This is a genomic window from Rhodococcus maanshanensis NBRC 100610, assembly GCF_001894865.1.
GTDB classification, from domain to species: Bacteria; Actinomycetota; Actinomycetes; order Mycobacteriales; family Mycobacteriaceae; genus Rhodococcus_G; species Rhodococcus_G maanshanensis.
This window is the reverse complement of sequence record NZ_BCXA01000005.1, coordinates 1-18,120: the sequence shown is the minus strand read 5'-3', so window position 1 is coordinate 18,120 and position 18,120 is coordinate 1. Positions and strand designations below refer to the sequence as shown.

Here is an 18,120-nt window from a genome sequence, read left to right as displayed (position 1 = left end):
GCTCGTCGTCGACCCGGGATTCACCTCCAGTGTGGCCGCAGCGCGTCGGTGGCGCCAGGACCTCGGGTCACCAGGGTGCGGACTCCTGCTCGGCGAGCGCGCGGCGCGACTCCTCGTGCAGCACTTCCAACAGCTCCTGCTCCAGCGCGACGAACTCGGGCGAGGTGACGACGGACAGTTCCCGGGGCCGCGGCAGGTCGACACGCACCTCCCGGCGCACGGTGGCGGGCCGGGCCGACAGCACGATCACCCGGTCGGAGAGGTAGACCGCCTCACGGATGTCGTGAGTGATCATCAGGACCATCCACCGGTACCGCTGCCACACCTGCTGTAGCCAGTCCTGCATCTCGGTGCGGGTCAGTGAATCGAGGGCGCCGAACGGCTCGTCGAGCAGCAGCAGTTCGCGGTCCTGGACGACCGTGCGCAGCATCGCGGCGCGTTGGCGCATCCCGCCCGAGAGCTGGAACGGGCGGGCGTCCTCGAACCCGGACAGGCCGAAGATCGGGAACAGCTCGCGGGCGCGGCGCCTGGCCTCCCGCTTGTCGATTCCCTGCACCTCGAGCCCGAGCGCGGTGTTGTCGAGCACCGTTCGCCACGGGAACAGCAGGTCCTTCTGCGGCATGTACGCGCTGTGCGGGGTTCCCGAGGCCGCCCCGTCGCCGACGAGCACCCGGCCCGAGTCCGGCGAGTCCAGCCCGGCGAGGATGTTGAACACCGTGCTCTTGCCGCAGCCGCTCGGGCCGATGACGGAGACGAACTCGCCGGGCGCGGCGTCGAAGGACACCCGGTCCAGCACGAGACGGGCACCGCCGCGACGCCCGGGCAGCGGGTACGACTTGGTGACCCCGTCGAGCGCGATCCTCGATCCCCGTGCCTCAGCCATGGCCGTGCTCCATCCGGGACCACGGGGCGACGACCCGCTCCACCGCGAAGGTGAGCAGGTACAGGGCGATGCTGATGACGGCGGTCACCAGCACCGCCGCCAGTACCAGGTCGGTGCGGAACGAGTTCTTCTGCAGGCTCATGTAGATGCCGAGTCCCTTACTGGCCCCGACGTACTCGGCGAACACAGCCCCGACGACGGCGTAGGTGATGCCGATGCGCAGCGCGGTGAAGAACCTCGGCAGGGCGGACGGCAGCCGCACATACCGGAACACCTGCCAGCGCGAGGCGCGCATGCTGCGCAGCAGCGCACCGGCCTCCTGTTCGGTCGAGGCGAAGCCCTCGATCAGCCCGATCGCCATCGGGAAGAAGGTGGCCAGCGCGATCACCAGGACCTTCGGGAGCAGCCCGAACCCGAACCAGATGATCATCAGGGGGGCGATCGCGATGATCGGCAGGGTCTGCGAGGCCACGAACAACGGCACGAAGGCGCGGCGCAGCCACGGCGAGAAGTCCACCAGGATCGCCAGCGCCCACGCCAGCACCAGCGACACCGAGAACCCGATCAGGGTCACCGTCAGCGTGGCGCCCGCGTGCACGGCGATCTCTTCGCGGTGCCCCCAGCCCTGCTGCGCGACGCGAGCGGGCGACGGCAGCAGCTGCGGACGGATCCCACTGACGTCGACATAGATCTGCCAGGCGGCGACCAGCGCCGCCACCACCACCAGGGCGGGGGTCAGTCTACGAAGGGCCGAGGTAGTCATTGGTGAAGTACGTCGACCAGTCGGGTTCGGTGGTCAACGGGTTGCCGTCCGGGCCGGCGAGGAGTCCGTGCTGATAGAGGAATCCCGAGTTGCCCGCCCATTGCGGCAGGGTCTGGGTGCCGACCTTCCCTGTCGCGTCCTTCATGTACTCCCCGGCGAGCATCCGCTGGCTCTCGATCACCAGCGACTCGTCGTTGAAGGCACCCGGGTTGGCCTCGATGAGCAGCCGCGCGGCCTCGTCCGGGTTGTCCGCGGCGAACTGGTAGCCCCGCTGCAGCGCCTGAACGAACTTGCGGGCCTGCTCGGGATGCGACTCGAGCCAGTCCTCGTTGCCGTCGACCACGATGGCGTAGGCATCGGGGAACCCGTAGTCGGTGTAGCGGAAGTACCGCATCGGGGTGCCCGCGTGCTCGGCCTCGATGCCCTCCCATGCGAAGTAGGAGACGGTGAAGTCGGCCTTGCCGGAGTAGACGGCGTCGTATGCCGACGTGCCGAGGGTGACCGAGTTGAAATCGCCGGTGCCGCCGTCGTTTCGGATCACCTGGCGGAGCGTCTCGTTCTCGCCCGGATCGCCGAAACCGGCGTAGGTCTTGCCGTCGAGGTCCTTGGGACTGACGATGTCGGCCCGGTCGGCGCGGACGCCGATCGCGGTCGCCCAGTGCTGCAGCGGAGCCAGGACCGACACCGTGTGCGCGCCCGAGGCCCGCGAGAACGTGGACGCGTCGTGGGTGCTGATCCCGAACTCGGCGTTCCCGGCGTCGACGAGGGTGTCGACCGCGGTGTTGTTGTACGGCAACACCTCCACGTCCAGTCCGGCGTCGGCGAAGTACCCCTTTTGCTGCGCCACGAAGAGCCCGGTGTGGTTGGTGTTCGGGGTCCAGTCGAGGGCGAACCGGATGGTCTCCCCGGAGCCGCTGTCGGAGCCGCACGCGGTGAGCAGCGACAGCGAGGACAGCGCGACGACGGCGCCCGCGAGCGCGCGGCGGATCCGGGCGGTCACGGCGCGGGCCAGGGCTGCGGGTGGAGCGCGGTGTCCCAGAACAGGAGTTCGTACCGCGTCGCGATCGTGAACGCCTCGACCATCGCCTCGCGCTCGCGTTCGGTTGCGGCACTCGCGGCCGCGTCGACCAGGGTGCGGGCGGTCGCCGCGGACGTCTGGAATTCCTCGGCGTCGTAGGTGGACACCCACTGCGCGTAGGGATGTCCGGGATCGGCGGCCAGCACCTTCGCCGCGCCGGCGGCCAGGTCGCGCCCCACCTCGGCGTAGATCCAGAAGCACGGCAGGATCGCCGCGGCCGCGACCGGGTACGGCTCGGTTGCCGCGGCCGCGATCAGGTAGGAGACGTAGCCGAGGCAGGTCGGGGAGTGCCGGGGTTCCTGCTCGGCGGGCGGCAGCACCCCGCCCGACAGCAGATCCTCGTGCAGGGAGGTCTCGACGACGGCCGCGCTGGCGGCGGAGGTCGCCCAGAAGGCGGCGGATGCCGGGTCGGGTGCCCGTGAGGCGAGTACGGCGAGTGCCTTCGCGTACCCGCTCAGGTACAGCGAGTCCTGCTCGACGTAGAAGCGGAAGACGTCGAGCGGCAGGCTTCCGTCGCCGAGGCGGCGGAGGAACTCCAACTCGTCGATCGCGACGCGCAGCGTCTTGGTGTGATCCCACAGGTGTTCGGTGAAGCGGTCAGTGGTGCCCCCCGTGGTGGGCGTATGCGAAGCCATGACATCCCTTCGTCAGCATTACCTGGCCAGGTTCTCGGGTCTGCTCTCAGCCCCGCGACTTGCGGAGCACCCCGTGTCTCAACACGGCAGACATTAGCATCTGCGCAGGCCAGGGCCGCACCCGCCCGCGGTCGCATACCCCGGCGGGTACCATTGGAGTCGACGGATCCGGACGTGAGAACTGAGGAGTGGCGAAATGACGGGTGACGAGGAGAGCATCGCGTTGGTGCTCAACAGGTTGCGGCGCGCGCAGGGCCAACTGGCGGGCGTCATCTCGATGATCGAGAGCGGTCGCGACTGCAAGGACGTGGTGACCCAGCTCGCCGCGGTCTCGCGTGCGTTGGATCGCGCCGGCTTCAAGATCGTCGCGACCGGCCTGCGCGATTGCCTGTCCGGGACCAATCGCGACAACCAGGAGCCGATGACCGAGGCGGAGCTCGAGAAGCTCTTCCTGGCGTTGGCCTGAGGCCGCGCCGCGCGTCGGCGGCGCCAAGGGACGCAACCCCGCTCGGGCATCGCGGAATATGGGATCCGGACGCTTCTGGCCGTGTGTCGCGCGCCCACCTGAACGTCGGCATAGCAAGATGTAACCCGGCCGCGCGCTGAATGATTCGGCGTGCGGACGGCGATCTGTTCATACCGAATGAGGTGTTGGCGTGTCCGTGGGAATTGGGCTCAGGGTGGGCAGCATCGTGTCGCACACGGTGATCGCGTCGAACGACGCGGGAACCCCGGACCCCATAGTCATCGTCCGCGACACGGTGCTGCATGTTGGCTCCGACGGGAGCACAGTGCTCGGCGGTGCCGGGCAGGACGGCGCTACGGAGCACACGCTGTCCGGGTTCCTGTCGAGAGTCGGCGAACCCGAGGGGGTCGCGGCGAGCGACGGCACCCGGTATCGGGCGGAGGATGTGGTCGCGACCGCGATCAGCAGCCTGCTGCACGAGTGCGAGCCGCTGCCGGACCACGGCGGGCGGGACGGTGGCACCCCGCACGTCTGGGCGACCTACCCGTCCAACTGGGATCCCGAGACCGTGGCGGACCTCCGCGAATCGCTCGACTACGGCGGCATGCCGCAGATCACGCTGGTGTCCGACGCGGAGGCCACTTGCGCCTGGTTCGAATCCGAGGTCGCGGAGCAGCCGGGTCAGCTGATCGGGACGTACCACGCGGACGACGCGGGAACGTCGGTGAGCCTGGTGCGCTCGGGTGTGCTGGTCGGCCGCTCTTTCCGGTTCCCCGCAGGCAGCGGGACGTCACCCACCGCGCAGCTCTCCACCGCGCTCGGCGCGTTCGGCTGGCTGCCCTCGAACCTCGATGCCGTGATCGTGACCGGGGACGGACTGGTGGCGCGGGACACGGTCGCGTTGAAGGGCGTCGCGACCGCGCTGACCGACCGGCTCGGGGTGCACAGCGTGGTGGGGCCGGGCCCGGAGCAGGCCGCCGCACTGGGTGCGGCGATCCTGGCCGCCGGATTCCAGACCCCGGCGATGGCGATCAGGCGGATCGGCCTGCCGCCGTCGTACGACGTCACCGAGGTGATCAGCGCGATCCCGGGTTCGGTGCGTGAGGTGCGCGAGGTCACCGACGCCCACGAACGTTCGAGCCTGCTCACCGCGTCGGCCGTTGGGGCGATCCAGGCCGTCTCGGACGTCGATCCCGACGATGACCAGGAAGGCGACGACGGCGACGCCCCCTCGGGAGGCGGCAGGCCGCTGGTGCTGGCCGGTGCGCTCGCGCTCATCGCGGCGGTCGCCCTGATCGGCGCGGTGCTGGTGTTCCTGCTCTGACCTCACCGCGCGACGGGGCTCATGGGGCGGGGACGAGCAGTGTCCTCGTCCACACCCCGCGCGCGGTGTTGGCGGCGACCACGGCCCAGATGCCGAGCAACAATGCGAACAGGGCGACGGAAAACCACTGGACGGCAACGGAATCTGTAGCCATCCCCAGTGCCCCCGCCCCGACCGCGCAGGCGCCGAGCGGGAACGTGAAGCTCCACCAGCTCATCGAGAAGCGGAGCCCGCGGCCTGCGGCACGGTACGTGAGCAGGCAGGCGAAGCCGAGCACCAGCGCGCCGATGCCCGCGACACCGGTGCCGTAGGCGACGCCGAACGCGCGGAGCCCGGCGGCCGCATCGGACGAGACCGCGGTGCCGGAGACCCGGCCGAGCAGGTTCGCGGCGGCGATCGACTGCCCGATCACGCCCAGCGGGATCCACATCGTCGGGATGGCCTGCACGCCGGGCAGTCCCGCGCGGGCGAGGTGTCCGATCACCACCGCCATCGTCACGACGGCCGCGGTCAGTGCCATGGCGAACAGCGCGTAGCAGCCGAGTAGCATGGTGAGCCGGGCCTGACCCTCCGGCAGGTGGGGGATGAGCGCCGCCCCGGTGGCGGCGGACACCATCGGCGGCACGACCGGCATCAGCCACACGGGGCTGGGAATGCCGCCGGACAACATGCGCGGCGGCACGATGATGGCCGCGGTCACCCCGGCCACGGTGCCGAGCGCCCACAGGAGCGCGGCGGCCACGACGGCGGAGGGGCCGAAGATCTCGGTGCCGACGCCGGCGGCGCCTGCTCCGACGGTCAGCACGGCCATCGGCAGCGCGCCGTAGAACGGCGCCATCGCCGGATTGCGGGCGTAGCCGAGCGCCTGCTCGCGATGCCGCACCCAGTGGGCCGCGAATGCGACGGAGAGCAGCAGCAACGCTGCGGTCGCCAGCACCCAGAACCCCCGCGCGATCGAGTCGCGGCCCGGCAGGTCCACCGGCAGGGAGGCCGCGCCAACCGCGATGATCCCAGTGCCCATCACCACTGCGAACCAGTTCGGCGTCAGGTGTGCCAACGCGGGGCTGCGGCGAGCGATTGGGGCTGGGGCGGGGTCGCGGACGATCGTGAGCATGATTAAAGACTGCCGCCCGGACGTCGGCGCCGGTAGACGGCTTGTCGTTGGCTTGTCACAACCTCAGGTTGTGACGGCCTATCCTGTTGGTATGCCGTTGTCCCCGCGCGTCCCCGAACTCGCCGCCCTCGACGTCCTGGTCTCCGTCGCCCGGCTCGGCAGTATGGGGGCCGCGGGGCGCGAACACGGACTCAGCCAACAGGCCGTCAGCGCGCGGATCCGCTCGGCCGAACGCCTGCTCGGGATCAGGGTGTTCGACCGCGCCACCACCGGCGTCACCCCGACCTACGAGGGCGGGTTGGTGCTGGAGTGGGCGGCGGGCACCCTCGCCGCCGCCGAGGAGCTGGCGTCGGGGATCTCGGCGCTGCGCGGCGAGCGCGAGGCCAACCTGACCGTGGCGGCGAGCATGACGATCGCCGAGTACCTGGTGCCGGGCTGGACGGTGACCATGCGGCGCAAGAACCCGACCGTGGTGACCTCGGTTCGGCTGCTGAACTCCACCGACGTCGCGGCCCAGGTGCTGGCGGGGGAGGCGGACCTCGGCTTCGTGGAGGGGCCGGACGTGCCGGCCGGGCTGCACGCGCGGGAGGTGGCGCGCGACGAATTGGTGGTGGTGGTCCCGCCCGGGCACCCGTGGGCGAGCGCGGCGCCGATCACCCCTGTCGAGCTCGCCAGGACGCCGCTGATCCAGCGCGAGTTCGGTTCGGGCACCAGGAACACGCTCGAGAACGCCGTGCCGGGGTGCGTGAACCCGCTGCTCGAGCTCACCTCGTGCACGGCGGTCAAGGCCGCCGTCGTCGCGGGCAACGCGCCCGCCGTGGTGTCCTCGTTGGCGGTGGCGGCGGATCTGACGGACGGACGATTGGTGTCGGTCGAGGTGCAGGGCCTGCGATTGCCGCGCAGGCTGCTCGTGGTGTGGTCCGCCGACCGCGGTCTGCGCGGGCCCGCGCGCGACTTCCTCGACATCGCCGCGGGGTGAGGGCTCGGTGTCCGGGATCAGGGTCGTCGCCGCGCAGATCAAGCCGAACAGCAAGAAGGGGCCGCTGGTCGAGACCCTCGAGGACGGCACGCTGCTGCTCTACGTGCGCGCGCCCGCGGTGGAGGGCAAGGCCAACAAGGCGGCCGAGGAGTTGCTCGCCGCTCATCTGGGCGTGTCGAAGAGATCGGTGCGACTGATATCCGGGCAAACCTCCCGCCACAAGCGCTTCGAGGTGCAGGATTGATCCGTGTCCGAATGGGACGGTGAGGGCTACGCACAGGTCAGTGGTCTGCAGCGAACACTGGCCGAGAGGTCGCTGTCCGGTCTCGAGTTGACCGGTGCCGAACGCCTGCTCGACGTCGGGTGTGGCGACGGGTTCATCACGCTCGCCCTGGCCGGGCGGCTGCCGAGGGGGTCGGTGGTCGGCGTCGACGCCTCGGCGAAGATGGTCGACAAGGCCCGGTCCCGGCCGGTGCCCGATGGGGCGACCGCGACCTTCCTCGTCGCGGACGCGCGCGAGCTGCCGTTCGAGGACGAATTCGACGTGGTGGTCTCGTTCAACGCGCTGCACTGGGTGCGCGAGCAGCGGCGGGCGCTGGCGGGCATTGCAAGGGCCGCGCACCCGAGCGCGCGGGTGATCATCCAGATGGTGTGCGCGAGCGAGCGGCCGAGCCTCGAGTCGGTGGCCATGCGCGTGTGCGGGGAGCAGGCGTGGGCCGCGTCGTTCGCCGGGTTCGAGGCGCCGTACATCCACGTGGACCCCGCCGCCTATCCGGAGCTGGCCGCGTCGGCTGGCCTCGTCGTGACCGACCTGCGGACCTCGGATCTCGACTGGGACTTCGGATCGAGGGACGAGTTCTCCCGTTGGTGCGCGGTGGGTTTCGCGGCCTGGACCGCCCGGCTGGACGCGGACCGGGTGCCGCGGTTCGTCGACGATGTGGTGCGCGCCTACGAGGAGGTCTCGGGTGGCGCAGGCCTGTTCCGGTTCACCCAGATGCGGGTGGCGTTCGCGGTGGCGACCGCGACCCGCTAGCTGCCGCCCGCGAAGCCTTGCTGGCGCCACGCCTCGTAGACGACGACGGCCGCGGCATTGGACAGGTTGAGCGAGCGCCTGCCGGGGACCATCGGGATCCGCAGCTGGGCGGTGACGTGCGGGTCGGCGAGGACCTCCTGCGACAGCCCGGTCGGCTCGGGGCCGAACAGCAGCACGTCGCCGGGTTGGTACTCGACGTCCGCGAACGAGGTCTGCCCGTGCGCGGTGAACGCGTACACCCGCTCGGGTGCCAGCGCGGCCCACGCGGCCTCGAGGTTCTCGTGCACGGTGACCGAGGCCAGGTCGTGGTAGTCCAGCCCTGCCCGGCGCAGCTTCGGCTCGGACAGGTCGAAGCCGAGCGGGCCGACCAGGTGCAGCTCACACCCGGTGCCCGCGACAAGACGGATCGCGTTGCCGGTATTCGGTGGGATGCGCGGCTCGTGGAACATCAGTCGGAACACCGCATCAGCTTGCCACCGGATGCGGCGGGCCGTTCAGCGCCCCGGGCCGTCGAGAGGTCGTATCGTCGATACAGACTCGATTGGAGGCCGACATGGAGATGCCACCCGAGGCCCGCCGCCACATCGCCGAGGATCACGTCGCCTGGTTGACCACCGTCACCGACAGCGGAGCGCCGGCACCGAACCCGGTCTGGTTCGTGCCGGACGGTGACGATCTGGTGGTGTTCAGCGCTCCCGGATCGCGCAAGGTGCACAACATCGCCGAGCGCCCGGCGGTCACCCTCAACTTCAACTCCGACCCGCACGGCACCGACATCGTCGTCATCAGCGGCACCGCATCGGCGACCCCGAACAAGAAGTCGAGCGGCATGCGCGCCTATCTCGACAAGTACGAGGCCAGCATCACCGGTGAGCTCGGCACCACGGTCGAGGAGATAGACCGGGTCTACAGCACCGAACTGCGGATCACGCCGACCCGGGTGCGCCTGACGCCTCCCGCCTGATCGGCGCCGAGTAGCAGACCGGGAACGGCAGGTGCCCGGCCACCGGTGCCCCGCCGCGTCGGTGGGTGGGGGCAGGATGGCCACATGGCACCGGATCACCCCGAGGAATTCGTCGGCGAGGACTTCGCGGACGCCCGACTGCCGCGTCAGAATTGGCACGATCGGCACTACACCGGCTGCAACTTCCGGGACGCGGACCTCAGCGAGCTGCGCACGGAGCGTGTCGTCTTCACCGACTGCGACTTCACCGGCGCGGACCTGTCCGGTTCACATCACACCGTGACGGCATTCCGGTCCTGCACGTTCACCCGGACGCGGCTGTGGCACAGCGTGTTCCGGAGTTCGAGCCTGCTCGGTTCCGCCTTCGAGGACTGCCGCATCCGGCCGATCGAGTTCGACGAGGTTGACTTCACGCTCGTTTCGCTCGGCAAGGCCGACCTGCGTGGGGTCAACCTCACCGACTGCCGGCTGCGCGAGGCCAATCTCGTCGACGCCGACCTGCGGCAGACGGTGCTGCAGTCCGTCGACCTGTTCGGTGCCCGCACCAGCGGCCTTCGGCTCGAGGGCGCCGACCTGCGCGGCGCGCACGTCGACGCCGCGCTGTGGACCAGCGCCAAGCTGGACGGGGCGAAGATCGAGATGACGCAGGCGATCGCGATGGCCACCGCGCACGGGTTGATCGTCGAGCCCTAGCGACTCCCGTCCGCTGCGATGTCGGCGTGCTCGGCTGCGGTGGCAACCAGGTCCGCCGGTTCGGCGAGATGCCCGCAGTCGCACACGAGACGAGCAGTCACGGTCCCGCCGCACCCGGCATGGTGGAACCGAAGTGCGCCTCCCGTGCTCGCGTAACGGTCGCCCCACTGCATCAAGGCGATCAGGGCGGGTAACAGTGCGCGGCCCTTGGGGGTGAGCACGTACTCGTCCCGAGTCCGCGAACCCTCCTCTTGATAGGGGCGCCGCTCGAGCAGTTTCTCGTCGACGAGCCCCTTCAGCCGCGAACTCAACGCGGCCTTCGGTATGTCGAGGTCTGCTCGCATCTCATCGAATCGGGTCACGCCGTAATGCGCCTCGCGAAGCACGAGCAGCGTCCAGCGGTCCCCGATCACCGTCACGGCGCGAGCGAGCCCGCAGTCGTCGAGCGGAACTCTCAATGCGCGTCGGTCCGGCATGCGGCCAGGCTACCAAGGTTTGACTTTCAGACCCAGGTTCCGTCATGCTGGGTTTCAATATCAAACCCAGAGTGGTGGAGGAAGCGCATGCCGATGGTCACGATCAAGACGATGCAGGGCAAGTCCCCGGAGGCGATCCGGAAGACAATGAGCGACGTGGGTCGGGTCGTGGCGGAGAACCTCGGCTACGACGCCGCCCATGTGATGGTGTTCGTGGAGGAGGTCGCCGACACCCATTTCCTGACGGCGGGACGGACTTGGGCGGAGCTGAAGCCCGTCCTGTACCCCGAGGGCTGACGGTGGGGGCCCGCTTCAGCGCACGAGCTCGCGCGCCAGCAGGTCCATCAGCAGCCCGTCGTCCCAGGTGCCGTTCTTGTTCTTCTCGTACTCGCGCATCACGCCGACGTCCTTGAAGCCCACCTTGCGGTAGCAGGCGATCGCGGGGGCGTTGGCGAGCTTCGGGTCGATGACCAACCGGTGGAACCGTTGGTCGTCGACGAGATGTGCGCACAGCACCCGCACGACCTCGGTGCCGAGGCCCCGACCCTGCGTCCCGGATGAGAGGAACAGGTCCAGCCCGGCGTGCCGGTAGTCGGGGTCCGGTTCGCAGTACCACTGAGCGAACCCGATGACCTGACCGCCCTCCAGCACCGTGTACTTGGTGGTGTCCGGTTCCTCGACCTCGGGCCAGTCGTCGTCGGGAATCTGCCACCATCTGCGGACCTCGGGCTCGCGGTGGATCTCGCGCAGTCGGTCGCGGTGTTCGGGGCGGATCGCGGTCAGCACCACCCGCGGGCCGACGAGATCGGGTGCCTGTTCGGGAGTCGTTGCCATGCCATCCAGTCTTACCTGAAACAATGGTGGCCGTGACTGCGACGATCCTGGATGGCAAGGCAACCCGCGACGAGATCTTCATCGATCTCAAAGCCCGAGTGGATGCGCTCAAGGCCGAGGGCATCACGCCCGGGCTTGGCACCGTCCTGGTCGGCGACGACCCCGGTTCCGCGGCCTACGTGCGCGGCAAGCACAACGACTGCGCCAAGGTGGGGATCACCTCGATCCGGCGCGACCTGCCCGCAGACATCACCCAGGCGCAGCTCGAGGCCACCATCGACGAGCTCAACGCCAACCCCGAGTGCACCGGGTACATCGTGCAGCTGCCGCTGCCCAAGCATCTGGACGAGAACGCCGCGCTCGAGCGGATCGACCCGGGCAAGGACGCCGACGGACTGCACCCGGTGAACCTGGGTCGGCTGGTGCTGGGCAAGGAGGCGCCGCTGCCCTGCACCCCCCGCGGCATCGTGCACCTGCTCCGCCGCTACGAGGTGCCGATCAACGGCGCGCACGTGGTGGTCGTCGGCCGCGGCGTCACCGTCGGCCGGCCGATCGGTCTGCTGCTGACCCGTCGCAGCGAGAACGCCACCGTCACCCTCTGCCACACCGGGACCAAGGACCTCGCGGCCGAGGTCGAGCGCGCAGACATCGTCGTGGCCGCGGCCGGGGTGCCGGGGCTGATCACAGCGGACATGGTCAAGCCGGGTGCCGCGGTGCTCGACGTCGGCGTCAGCCGGACCGCCGACGGCCTGCGCGGCGACGTCGACGACAGCGTCCGCGAGGTCGCGGGATTCATCTCGCCGAACCCCGGCGGCGTCGGGCCGCTCACGCGAGCCTTCCTCCTGACCAACGTCGTGGAGCGCGCGGAGCAGCTCGCAGCGGGCTCCGAGTAGCACCGCCGATGACCGCGCAGACCTCCGCACCGACGGCGAACCGTTGGGTGCGCTTCGCACGCAAGAACCTGCCGCTGCTGGCGGTGTTCGCGGTGGTGCTCGTCGCGGTGGTCTTCGTGCTCGCCGACCGGTGGCGGCGAGGTGCCTTCGTGTTCGGGCTGGCGACGCTGCTGGCCGCCGGATTCCGGCTGTGCCTGCCCGCCGAGCGGGTGGGGCTGCTGGCCGTGCGGGGCCAGCGCTTCGATGTCGGGGCGCTGACCGCGGTCGGCGGCGCCATCGTGTGGTTGGCGGTCTCGATCGATCCGTTGGGCACCGACTGAGGGGTGCCGTGATCGCGGCGCCCGTGGTGCGCGCGCGGGTCGCGGTGCTGCCGCCGTTACGACGGCAGCACCGCGATCACGCTGCTGTGCTCACGCGGGTCGCCCTGGCCAGCGTCAAGGTCTCGTCGACCAGCGAGGTGACCCAGTCGACCTCGGTGAGGAAGCCGTCGTGGCCGGCGTCGGACCGAGCTACCCGCAGGCCGTCGCAGCCCGGCAGCAGCTCCGCCATGGCCTGGAGTTGGCGCAGCGGCATGATCCGGTCCGAGTCGATGGCGCCGACGACCACGGGGACCTGGCACGAGCCGAGCGCGGCCGCGATCCCGCCGCGGCCACGGCCGACGTCGTACCGGCTGACGGCCTCGCTGAGCACCACGTAGGAGCCGGCGTCGAAGGTCGTCACCAGCTTGTCCGCGCAGTACTCGAGGTAGCTCTGCACCGCGAACCGGCCGCCGCGCCAGATGTCCTCGCCGTGCTGGGTCGCGTTCTCGAACTGCAGGTCGAGGGCGGCCTCGCCGCGGTACGACAGGTGCGCGAACCGGCGGGCGATGCTCAGTCCGGAGTCCGGGGTCCTGCCGGTGCCGTGGTAGTCGCCGCCCTGCCAGTTCGGATCCGTGGTGATGGCGTCGATCTGGGTGGTCTGGCCGCCGATCTGGTCCGCGGTCGCGCGCGGGCCGATCGCCAGGGCAAGGGCCGAGCCGACGCGGTCGGGGTGGCCAACCGTCCATTCCAGGACGCGCATGCCGCCCATCGAGCCGCCGACGACGGAGGCGAACCGTCGGATGCCGAGGGCGTCGGCCACGGCGACCTCGGCCTCGACCTGGTCGCGGATGGAGATCAGCGGGAAGCGTGAGCCCCATGGCTTTCCGTCGGGGGCGGGCGAGCTCGGTCCGGTGGTGCCGCGGCAGCCGCCGAGCACGTTGGTGGCGAGGACGCACCATTCGTCGGTGTCGATGGGGGCGCCGGGGCCGACCATGCCGTTCCACCAACCGGGGGTGGCGTGCTGGTCGTCGGCGGGGCCGGTGACGTGTGAGTCGCCGGTCAGTGCGTGCTCGACGAGCACGATGTTGTCGAGATCCGGGCTGGGGGTGCCCCAGCACTGGAGGGCGACGGTGACGTCCGGAAGCACGCCCCCGCCCTCCAGCTGGAGCGATCCGATCTTGATCTCGGTCAGACGCCCGTCCGTCGGCGGAAACGCGACGACGCTGCGGGTGCCCGGCTCAGCGATGACCGCCGTCACGGTGGCGTCGGTCGCGAGCTGCTCGACGGGGGTGCTGAGGTTGATCGTTGGCGTTGACACGGCGCAAATGTTATCGATCAAGCGTCCAGGAGGAGGCCAATCCGGAAATCTCGCGCTGCCCTGATTCGGCTTGCCCGAGAGCGGCCCCGATGCGGCCGATTCGGGCCAAATCCAGAGTCTCGCGGAGTAGTTTGGTGACCCATTCTGCCTCGGTGAGGAAGCCGTCGTGCCCATCCGCGGACCGCACCAACCGCAGGCCATCGCAGCCCGGCAGGTGCTGCGCCACCTCCTCGAGTTGGCGCAGCGGGAACAACCGATCAGAGTCGACGCCGCCGACGACAACCGGGACCGGGGTCGACGCCAGGGCGGTCGCGACCCCGCCCCGGCCGCGACCGATGTCGTGCCGGTTGATGGCCTCGGTGAGGACCACGTAGGAGCCGGCTTCGAAGCGGGCGACCAGCTTGCGGGCCTGGTATTCGAGGTAGCTCTGCACGGCGTATCGGCCACCGCGCCACGGATCTTCCCCGGCCTGCGGTGCATTCCCGAAAGCGTCGTCGAGACCCGACTCGGCGCGATAGGACAGGTGCGCGATTCTCCTGGCGACGCTCAGTCCGGCCTCAGGGGTCCTGCCGGTGCCGTGGTAGTCGCCGCCCTGCCAGTCGGGGTCGGCGGTGATCGCGGCGATCTGGGTGGTCTGGGTGCCGATCTGGTCCGCGGTCGCGCGGGCTCCGACCGCCAGGACAAGGGCCGAGCCGACGCGGTCGGGGTGGCCGACCGTCCATTCGAGGGTCCGCATGCCGCCCATCGAGCCGCCGACGACGGAGGCGAACCGTCGGATGCCGAGGGCGTCGGCCACGGCGACCTCGGCCTCGACCTGGTCGCGGACGGAGATCGCGGGAAAACGTGAGCCCCATGGCTTTCCGTCGGGGGCGGGCGAGCTCGGTCCGGTGGTGCCGCGGCAGCCGCCGAGCACGTTGGTGGCGAGGACGCACCATTCGTCGGTGTCGATGGGGGCGCCGGGGCCGACCATGCCGTTCCACCAACCGGGGGTGGCGTGCTGGTCGTCGGCGGGGCCGGTGACGTGTGAGTCGCCGGTCAGTGCGTGCTCGACGAGCACGATGTTGTCGAGATCCGGGCTGGGGGTGCCCCAGCACTGGAGGGCGACGGTGACGTCCGGCAGCACATCGCCGCTCTCCAATCGGAGCGAGCCGATGGCGACCGTGACCAGTGAACCGTCTGTCGCGGGGAAGGTGGCGAGCGGTTGCGGGAGGGTGGTCGAAATGGGGTGGATCACAGTCGAGCGCACGGCGCAGATGGTAGCGACCCCGCGCTCACAAAAATGGTGATAATGAAAATACGTTCGGCAGTGTGAGAATCGCCCTACTCGGCGGAGCCACGGCCGGCCCTGGCCAGCCCCATGGTCTCGCCGAGCAGCGTCGTGACCCATTCGGCCTCGGTGAGGAAGCCGTCGTGTCCGTAGCGGGAGTTCACCACGCGCAACCCGTCGCACCCCGGCAGGTGCTCTGCCAGTTCCTCTTGCTGCCGGAGCGGGTAGAGCCGGTCGGAGTCCACGCCGCCGACGATCACCGGGACGGGGGTGGAGGCGAGCGCCGCCTCCACGCCGCCGCGGCCGCGGCCGACGTCGTGCCGGTTCATCGCCTCGGTGAGCAGCACGTAGGTGCCGGGGTCGAAGCGGGCGACCAGCTTGTCGGCCTGGTGTTCGAGGTAGCTCTCCACCGCGTACCGGCCGCCGTGCCAGGTGTCCTCGCCCGGCTGCGTCGCGTTGCCGAACCGGGTGTCGAGTTCGTCCTCGGTGCGGTACGTCAGGTGCGCGATCCGACGGGCGATCCCCAGTCCGGTGCGGGGCACCCGTCCGGTGCCGTGATAGTCGCCGCCCTGCCAGTCGGGGTCGGCGGTGATCGCGGCGATCTGCGTGGTCTGGGTGCCGATCTGGTCCGCGGTCGCCCGCGCCCCGACCGCGAGGATCAGGGCGGATCGGACGCGGTCGGGGTGGCCGACCGTCCATTCGAGGGTCCGCATGCCGCCCATCGAGCCGCCGACCACCGCCGCGAACCGCTCGATGCCGAGCAGGTCGGCCAGCGCGAGCTCCGCCGACACCTGGTCACGGATGGAGATCTCGGGAAAGCGCGATCCCCACGCCCGGCCGTCCGGGTCGAGCGAGGCGGGCCCGGTGGTACCGCGGCAGCCACCGAGGACGTTGGTGGCGAGGACGCACCATTCGTCGGTGTCGATGGGGGCGCCGGGGCCGATCATGCCGTTCCACCAGCCCGGCGACGGGTGCTCGTCGTCCACGGGACCGGAGACGTGTGAGTCGCCGGTCAGCGCGTGCTCGACGAGCACGACGTTGTCGAGGTCGGCGCTCGGCTCTCCCCACGCCTGCACGGCGAGGGTGACGTCGGGCAGGACGACCCCGCTCTCGAGTTCCAACGGGCCGATGCCGATGCCCGTCAACCGCCCGTTCGGCGGCGGGAACCCCGCGAGGGACGGTAGGGGTCCCCGCGGAGGCCGCGCCGAACGGGCGTCTGACTCGGAGCGCACTGTCAAGATGCCGCCGCCGCGAGACCGGCCTCGAGATCGGCCAGGATGTCGTCGATGCCCTCGATGCCGACGGCGAGCCGCACCAGGCCCGGGGTCACGCCCGACGCCAGCTGCTCATCGGGGGTCAGCTGCGAGTGCGTCGTGGAGGCGGGGTGGATGACGAGCGAACGCACGTCACCGATGTTGGCGACGTGGCTGTGCAAGGTGAGGGCGTTGACGAAGCTCTTGCCCGCGTCGACCCCGCCTGCCAGCTCGAACGCGACGATCGCGCCCGCACCCTTCGGCGCGAGCTTCTGGCCGCGCTCGTACCACGGCGACGAGGACAGGCCGGCGTACGCGACCGAGGTGACCTCGGGCCGGGCCTGCAGGAACTCGGCGACCCGCTGGGCGTTCTCGACGTGCCGCTCGATGCGCAGGCTCAGCGTCTCCAGCCCCTGGCTGATGAGGAAGGCGTTGAACGGCGAGACCGCCGCACCCACGTCGCGCAGGAGCTGCACGCGGGCCTTGAGCGCGTAGGCGGGCGCACCGAGGTCGGCGAACACCGCGCCGTGGTAGCTGGGGTCGGGCGTGGTGAAGTTCGTGTGTCGGCCCTGGGTCCAGTCGAAGTTGCCGCCGTCGACGATGACGCCCGCGATCGCCGTGCCGTGCCCACCGAGGTACTTGGTCGCCGAGTGCACCACGATGTCCGCGCCGTGCTCGAGCGGCCGGATCAGGTACGGGGTGGCGACCGTGTTGTCCACGATCAGCGGGATGCCGTTCTCGTGGGCAACCGCCGAGACGCCGGGGATGTCGAAGACGTCGTTCTTCGGGTTGGAGATGGTCTCGCCGAAGAAGGCCTTGGTGTTCGGCTGGATGGCCGCGCGCCACTGCTCGAGGTTGTCCGGGTCCTCCACGAAGCTGACCGTGATCCCGAGCTTGGGCAGCGTGTAGTGGAAGAGGTTGTAGGTGCCGCCGTACAGGCGCGGGCTGGAGACGATGTGGTCGCCCGCCTCGGCCAGGTTGAGGATCGCGAACGTCTCGGCGGCCTGACCCGAGGCCAGCAGGAGCGCCGCAACGCCCCCCTCGAGCGAGGCGATCCGCTGCTCGACCGCGTCCTGGGTCGGGTTCATGATCCGGGTGTAGATGTTGCCCGGCTCGGCCAGTCCGAACAGCGCCGCCGCGTGGTCGGTGTTGTTGAACGTGTACGACGTGGTCTGGTAGATCGGCAGCGCGCGGGCGTTGGTCGTCGCATCGGACGTCTGGCCCGCGTGGATCTGCTTGGTCTCGAAGCTCCAGGCAGCGGGGTCGGTGACGGGGGTGTTCTCGCTCATGTGTTGTCTACTCCAAGAAATTGGGGGAGATCGGCGCAGCTCGGGCGCCAGGGGGCAAGACTGGGTCCTATCTGCGACAACAACACATGGTGAACCTCCGGTGGGTCGTGGCCCGCTTTTGTGGGTCCGTCCCGACGGACCCGCGCTTGTCATCCGAACTGTTTCTCGGACAACCCGGTCATCACCCGGGGCACCCCACCGCGGATGGAGGGTTGCCGACCAGCTAGCCGGGGCTTGATGCTGGCACTCATGACCGCCCCCGATATTAGCGGCTCGGGTCGAGCGGTCGAAAGCGAGGTCGGCGTTTCGGCGTGGCGGAGGCGCCGCATGGGACCCGGCAACAGCGGGTGACCTGCATTACAGGGCTAGGCTGCGGGTCGCAATCATCAAGTCCGGGCATCGCCCGAGTTTCGAGTAGTTCGCAGGGAGACCGATAGTGAAAGCCGCCGCAACGGCGCTGACCCGAGGTCTCACAGCCCGGCACATCAGGTTCATCGCGCTGGGTTCGGCCATCGGGACCGGCCTGTTCTATGGATCGGCGGAAGCGATCAACCGGGCC

22 protein-coding genes and 1 riboswitch are annotated in these 18,120 nt (G+C 70.1%); of the genes, 10 read left to right on the top strand and 12 right to left on the bottom strand.

Features of this window, described 5'->3' with window-relative positions:
- Positions 1-67 precede the first annotated feature (67 nt).
- The 4 genes from RM1_RS02895 to RM1_RS02880 are packed head-to-tail and all read right to left on the bottom strand — an operon-like array spanning position 68 to position 3,359.
- Positions 68-883, bottom strand: coding sequence for an ABC transporter ATP-binding protein (locus RM1_RS02895; protein ID WP_072749939.1), 816 nt, complete (start codon positions 881-883; stop codon positions 68-70).
- On the bottom strand, positions 876-1,646 hold the full coding sequence (locus tag RM1_RS02890; protein ID WP_072749938.1) for an ABC transporter permease: 771 nt from the start codon (positions 1,644-1,646) through the stop codon (positions 876-878). The genes RM1_RS02895 and RM1_RS02890 overlap by 8 nt, the downstream gene beginning before the upstream one ends.
- Entirely contained in the window at positions 1,624-2,646 is a 1,023-nt protein-coding gene (locus RM1_RS02885; protein ID WP_425528679.1) for an ABC transporter substrate-binding protein, read from the bottom strand. The genes RM1_RS02890 and RM1_RS02885 overlap by 23 nt, the downstream gene beginning before the upstream one ends.
- Positions 2,643-3,359: a TenA family protein gene (locus RM1_RS02880; protein ID WP_072749937.1), complete on the bottom strand. Its 717-nt coding sequence runs from the start codon at positions 3,357-3,359 to the stop codon at positions 2,643-2,645. Before RM1_RS02880 ends, RM1_RS02885 begins: the two co-directional genes overlap by 4 nt.
- A 196-nt stretch (positions 3,360-3,555) precedes the next feature.
- Between RM1_RS02880 and RM1_RS02875 the strand changes: the two genes are divergently transcribed.
- Together RM1_RS02875 and RM1_RS02870 are read left to right on the top strand one after the other, a co-directional pair.
- Positions 3,556-3,825 carry a metal-sensitive transcriptional regulator gene (locus RM1_RS02875; RefSeq protein WP_027501746.1) on the top strand — a complete coding sequence of 90 codons (270 nt, stop codon included), beginning with the start codon at positions 3,556-3,558 and terminating at the stop codon, positions 3,823-3,825.
- A 190-nt stretch (positions 3,826-4,015) separates the two neighbouring features.
- Positions 4,016-5,149, top strand: coding sequence for a hypothetical protein (locus RM1_RS02870; RefSeq protein ID WP_072749936.1), 1,134 nt, complete (start codon positions 4,016-4,018; stop codon positions 5,147-5,149).
- Positions 5,150-5,168: 19 nt separating this feature from the next.
- Here RM1_RS02870 and RM1_RS02865 read toward each other — a convergent pair whose 3' ends face one another.
- Entirely contained in the window at positions 5,169-6,263 is a 1,095-nt protein-coding gene (locus RM1_RS02865) for a TDT family transporter (protein WP_072749935.1), read from the bottom strand.
- Positions 6,264-6,354: 91 nt separating this feature from the next.
- Between RM1_RS02865 and RM1_RS02860 the strand changes: the two genes are divergently transcribed.
- Genes RM1_RS02860 through RM1_RS02850 form a run of 3 tightly spaced genes read left to right on the top strand, consistent with a single transcriptional unit; the run spans position 6,355 to position 8,275 of the window.
- The gene (locus RM1_RS02860) at positions 6,355-7,242 is read left to right on the top strand and encodes a LysR family transcriptional regulator (protein WP_072749934.1); all 888 of its coding nucleotides are present in this window, start codon (positions 6,355-6,357) and stop codon (positions 7,240-7,242) included.
- A gap of 7 nt (positions 7,243-7,249) precedes the next feature.
- Positions 7,250-7,486, top strand: coding sequence for a DUF167 domain-containing protein (locus RM1_RS02855; protein WP_083576492.1), 237 nt, complete (start codon positions 7,250-7,252; stop codon positions 7,484-7,486).
- 3 nt (positions 7,487-7,489) lie between these two features.
- Positions 7,490-8,275, top strand: a complete 786-nt coding sequence (locus tag RM1_RS02850; RefSeq protein WP_072749933.1) for a class I SAM-dependent methyltransferase — start codon at positions 7,490-7,492, stop codon at positions 8,273-8,275.
- On the opposite strand, the gene RM1_RS02845 is transcribed toward RM1_RS02850, so the two are convergent.
- Positions 8,272-8,736 carry a tRNA (cytidine(34)-2'-O)-methyltransferase gene (locus RM1_RS02845; protein WP_072749932.1) on the bottom strand — a complete coding sequence of 155 codons (465 nt, stop codon included), beginning with the start codon at positions 8,734-8,736 and terminating at the stop codon, positions 8,272-8,274. The genes RM1_RS02850 and RM1_RS02845 overlap by 4 nt on opposite strands.
- 92 nt (positions 8,737-8,828) lie before the next feature.
- On the opposite strand from RM1_RS02845, the gene RM1_RS02840 reads away from it, so the two are divergent.
- Positions 8,829-9,239 carry a pyridoxamine 5'-phosphate oxidase family protein gene (locus RM1_RS02840; protein ID WP_027501739.1) on the top strand — a complete coding sequence of 137 codons (411 nt, stop codon included), beginning with the start codon at positions 8,829-8,831 and terminating at the stop codon, positions 9,237-9,239.
- Between the two features lie 84 nt (positions 9,240-9,323).
- Positions 9,324-9,932, top strand: a complete 609-nt coding sequence (locus RM1_RS02835; RefSeq protein WP_072749931.1) for a pentapeptide repeat-containing protein — start codon at positions 9,324-9,326, stop codon at positions 9,930-9,932.
- Here the strand turns inward: RM1_RS02835 and RM1_RS02830 are convergent.
- Complete coding sequence (locus tag RM1_RS02830) at positions 9,929-10,408, bottom strand: winged helix-turn-helix transcriptional regulator (RefSeq protein ID WP_072749930.1); 480 nt, start codon at positions 10,406-10,408, stop codon at positions 9,929-9,931. The two genes, RM1_RS02835 and RM1_RS02830, sit on opposite strands and share 4 nt — an antisense overlap.
- An 87-nt stretch (positions 10,409-10,495) precedes the next feature.
- Here RM1_RS02830 and RM1_RS26330 point away from each other — a divergent pair, with 87 nt between their 5' ends.
- Positions 10,496-10,705, top strand: a complete 210-nt coding sequence (locus tag RM1_RS26330; RefSeq protein ID WP_072749929.1) for a tautomerase family protein — start codon at positions 10,496-10,498, stop codon at positions 10,703-10,705.
- 15 nt (positions 10,706-10,720) lie between these two features.
- Here RM1_RS26330 and RM1_RS02820 read toward each other — a convergent pair whose 3' ends face one another.
- A complete protein-coding gene (locus RM1_RS02820; protein WP_174562902.1) occupies positions 10,721-11,242 on the bottom strand; it encodes a GNAT family N-acetyltransferase in 522 nt (173 codons plus the stop codon).
- Between the two features lie 32 nt (positions 11,243-11,274).
- Here RM1_RS02820 and RM1_RS02815 point away from each other — a divergent pair, with 32 nt between their 5' ends.
- Entirely contained in the window at positions 11,275-12,135 is an 861-nt protein-coding gene (locus RM1_RS02815; protein ID WP_218019672.1) for a bifunctional methylenetetrahydrofolate dehydrogenase/methenyltetrahydrofolate cyclohydrolase, read from the top strand.
- A gap of 8 nt (positions 12,136-12,143) precedes the next feature.
- On the top strand, positions 12,144-12,455 hold the full coding sequence (locus tag RM1_RS02810; RefSeq protein WP_051637464.1) for a DUF3017 domain-containing protein: 312 nt from the start codon (positions 12,144-12,146) through the stop codon (positions 12,453-12,455).
- A 76-nt stretch (positions 12,456-12,531) separates the two neighbouring features.
- Here the strand turns inward: RM1_RS02810 and metX (RM1_RS02805) are convergent, their stop codons facing one another.
- The 4 genes from metX (RM1_RS02805) to RM1_RS02790 all read right to left on the bottom strand — a co-directional run bounded on the left by metX (RM1_RS02805) (position 12,532) and on the right by RM1_RS02790 (position 17,561).
- Entirely contained in the window at positions 12,532-13,680 is a 1,149-nt protein-coding gene (gene metX / locus RM1_RS02805) for a homoserine O-acetyltransferase MetX (RefSeq protein ID WP_072750036.1), read from the bottom strand.
- Positions 13,681-13,762: 82 nt separating this feature from the next.
- Positions 13,763-14,998 (bottom strand): homoserine O-acetyltransferase MetX, encoded by a 1,236-nt coding sequence (metX, locus tag RM1_RS02800; protein ID WP_425528678.1) that lies wholly within the window; start codon positions 14,996-14,998, stop codon positions 13,763-13,765.
- 74 nt (positions 14,999-15,072) lie between these two features.
- Positions 15,073-16,251, bottom strand: a complete 1,179-nt coding sequence (gene metX / locus RM1_RS02795; protein WP_083576490.1) for a homoserine O-acetyltransferase MetX — start codon at positions 16,249-16,251, stop codon at positions 15,073-15,075.
- A gap of 2 nt (positions 16,252-16,253) precedes the next feature.
- Entirely contained in the window at positions 16,254-17,561 is a 1,308-nt protein-coding gene (locus RM1_RS02790) for a bifunctional o-acetylhomoserine/o-acetylserine sulfhydrylase (RefSeq protein ID WP_072749926.1), read from the bottom strand.
- Positions 17,562-17,698: 137 nt separating this feature from the next.
- A riboswitch (SAM riboswitch) is annotated at positions 17,699-17,816 on the bottom strand.
- Positions 17,817-18,120 lie beyond the last annotated feature (304 nt).

Excerpts from the sequence above, each read along its gene's own strand:
- RM1_RS02895 (WP_072749939.1), bottom strand. The coding sequence starts at position 883 with ATGGCTGAGGCACGGGGATCGAGGATCGCGCTCGACGGGGTCACCAAG.
- RM1_RS02890 (WP_072749938.1), bottom strand. The coding sequence starts at position 1,646 with ATGACTACCTCGGCCCTTCGTAGACTGACCCCCGCCCTGGTGGTGGTG.
- RM1_RS02880 (WP_072749937.1), bottom strand. The coding sequence starts at position 3,359 with ATGGCTTCGCATACGCCCACCACGGGGGGCACCACTGACCGCTTCACC.
- RM1_RS02875 (WP_027501746.1), top strand. The coding sequence starts at position 3,556 with ATGACGGGTGACGAGGAGAGCATCGCGTTGGTGCTCAACAGGTTGCGG.
- RM1_RS02865 (WP_072749935.1), bottom strand. The coding sequence starts at position 6,263 with ATGCTCACGATCGTCCGCGACCCCGCCCCAGCCCCAATCGCTCGCCGC.
- RM1_RS02860 (WP_072749934.1), top strand. The coding sequence starts at position 6,355 with ATGCCGTTGTCCCCGCGCGTCCCCGAACTCGCCGCCCTCGACGTCCTG.
- RM1_RS02840 (WP_027501739.1), top strand. The coding sequence starts at position 8,829 with ATGGAGATGCCACCCGAGGCCCGCCGCCACATCGCCGAGGATCACGTC.
- RM1_RS02835 (WP_072749931.1), top strand. The coding sequence starts at position 9,324 with ATGGCACCGGATCACCCCGAGGAATTCGTCGGCGAGGACTTCGCGGAC.
- RM1_RS02830 (WP_072749930.1), bottom strand. The coding sequence starts at position 10,408 with ATGCCGGACCGACGCGCATTGAGAGTTCCGCTCGACGACTGCGGGCTC.
- RM1_RS26330 (WP_072749929.1), top strand. The coding sequence starts at position 10,496 with ATGCCGATGGTCACGATCAAGACGATGCAGGGCAAGTCCCCGGAGGCG.
- RM1_RS02820 (WP_174562902.1), bottom strand. The coding sequence starts at position 11,242 with ATGGCAACGACTCCCGAACAGGCACCCGATCTCGTCGGCCCGCGGGTG.
- RM1_RS02810 (WP_051637464.1), top strand. The coding sequence starts at position 12,144 with ATGACCGCGCAGACCTCCGCACCGACGGCGAACCGTTGGGTGCGCTTC.
- RM1_RS02790 (WP_072749926.1), bottom strand. The coding sequence starts at position 17,561 with ATGAGCGAGAACACCCCCGTCACCGACCCCGCTGCCTGGAGCTTCGAG.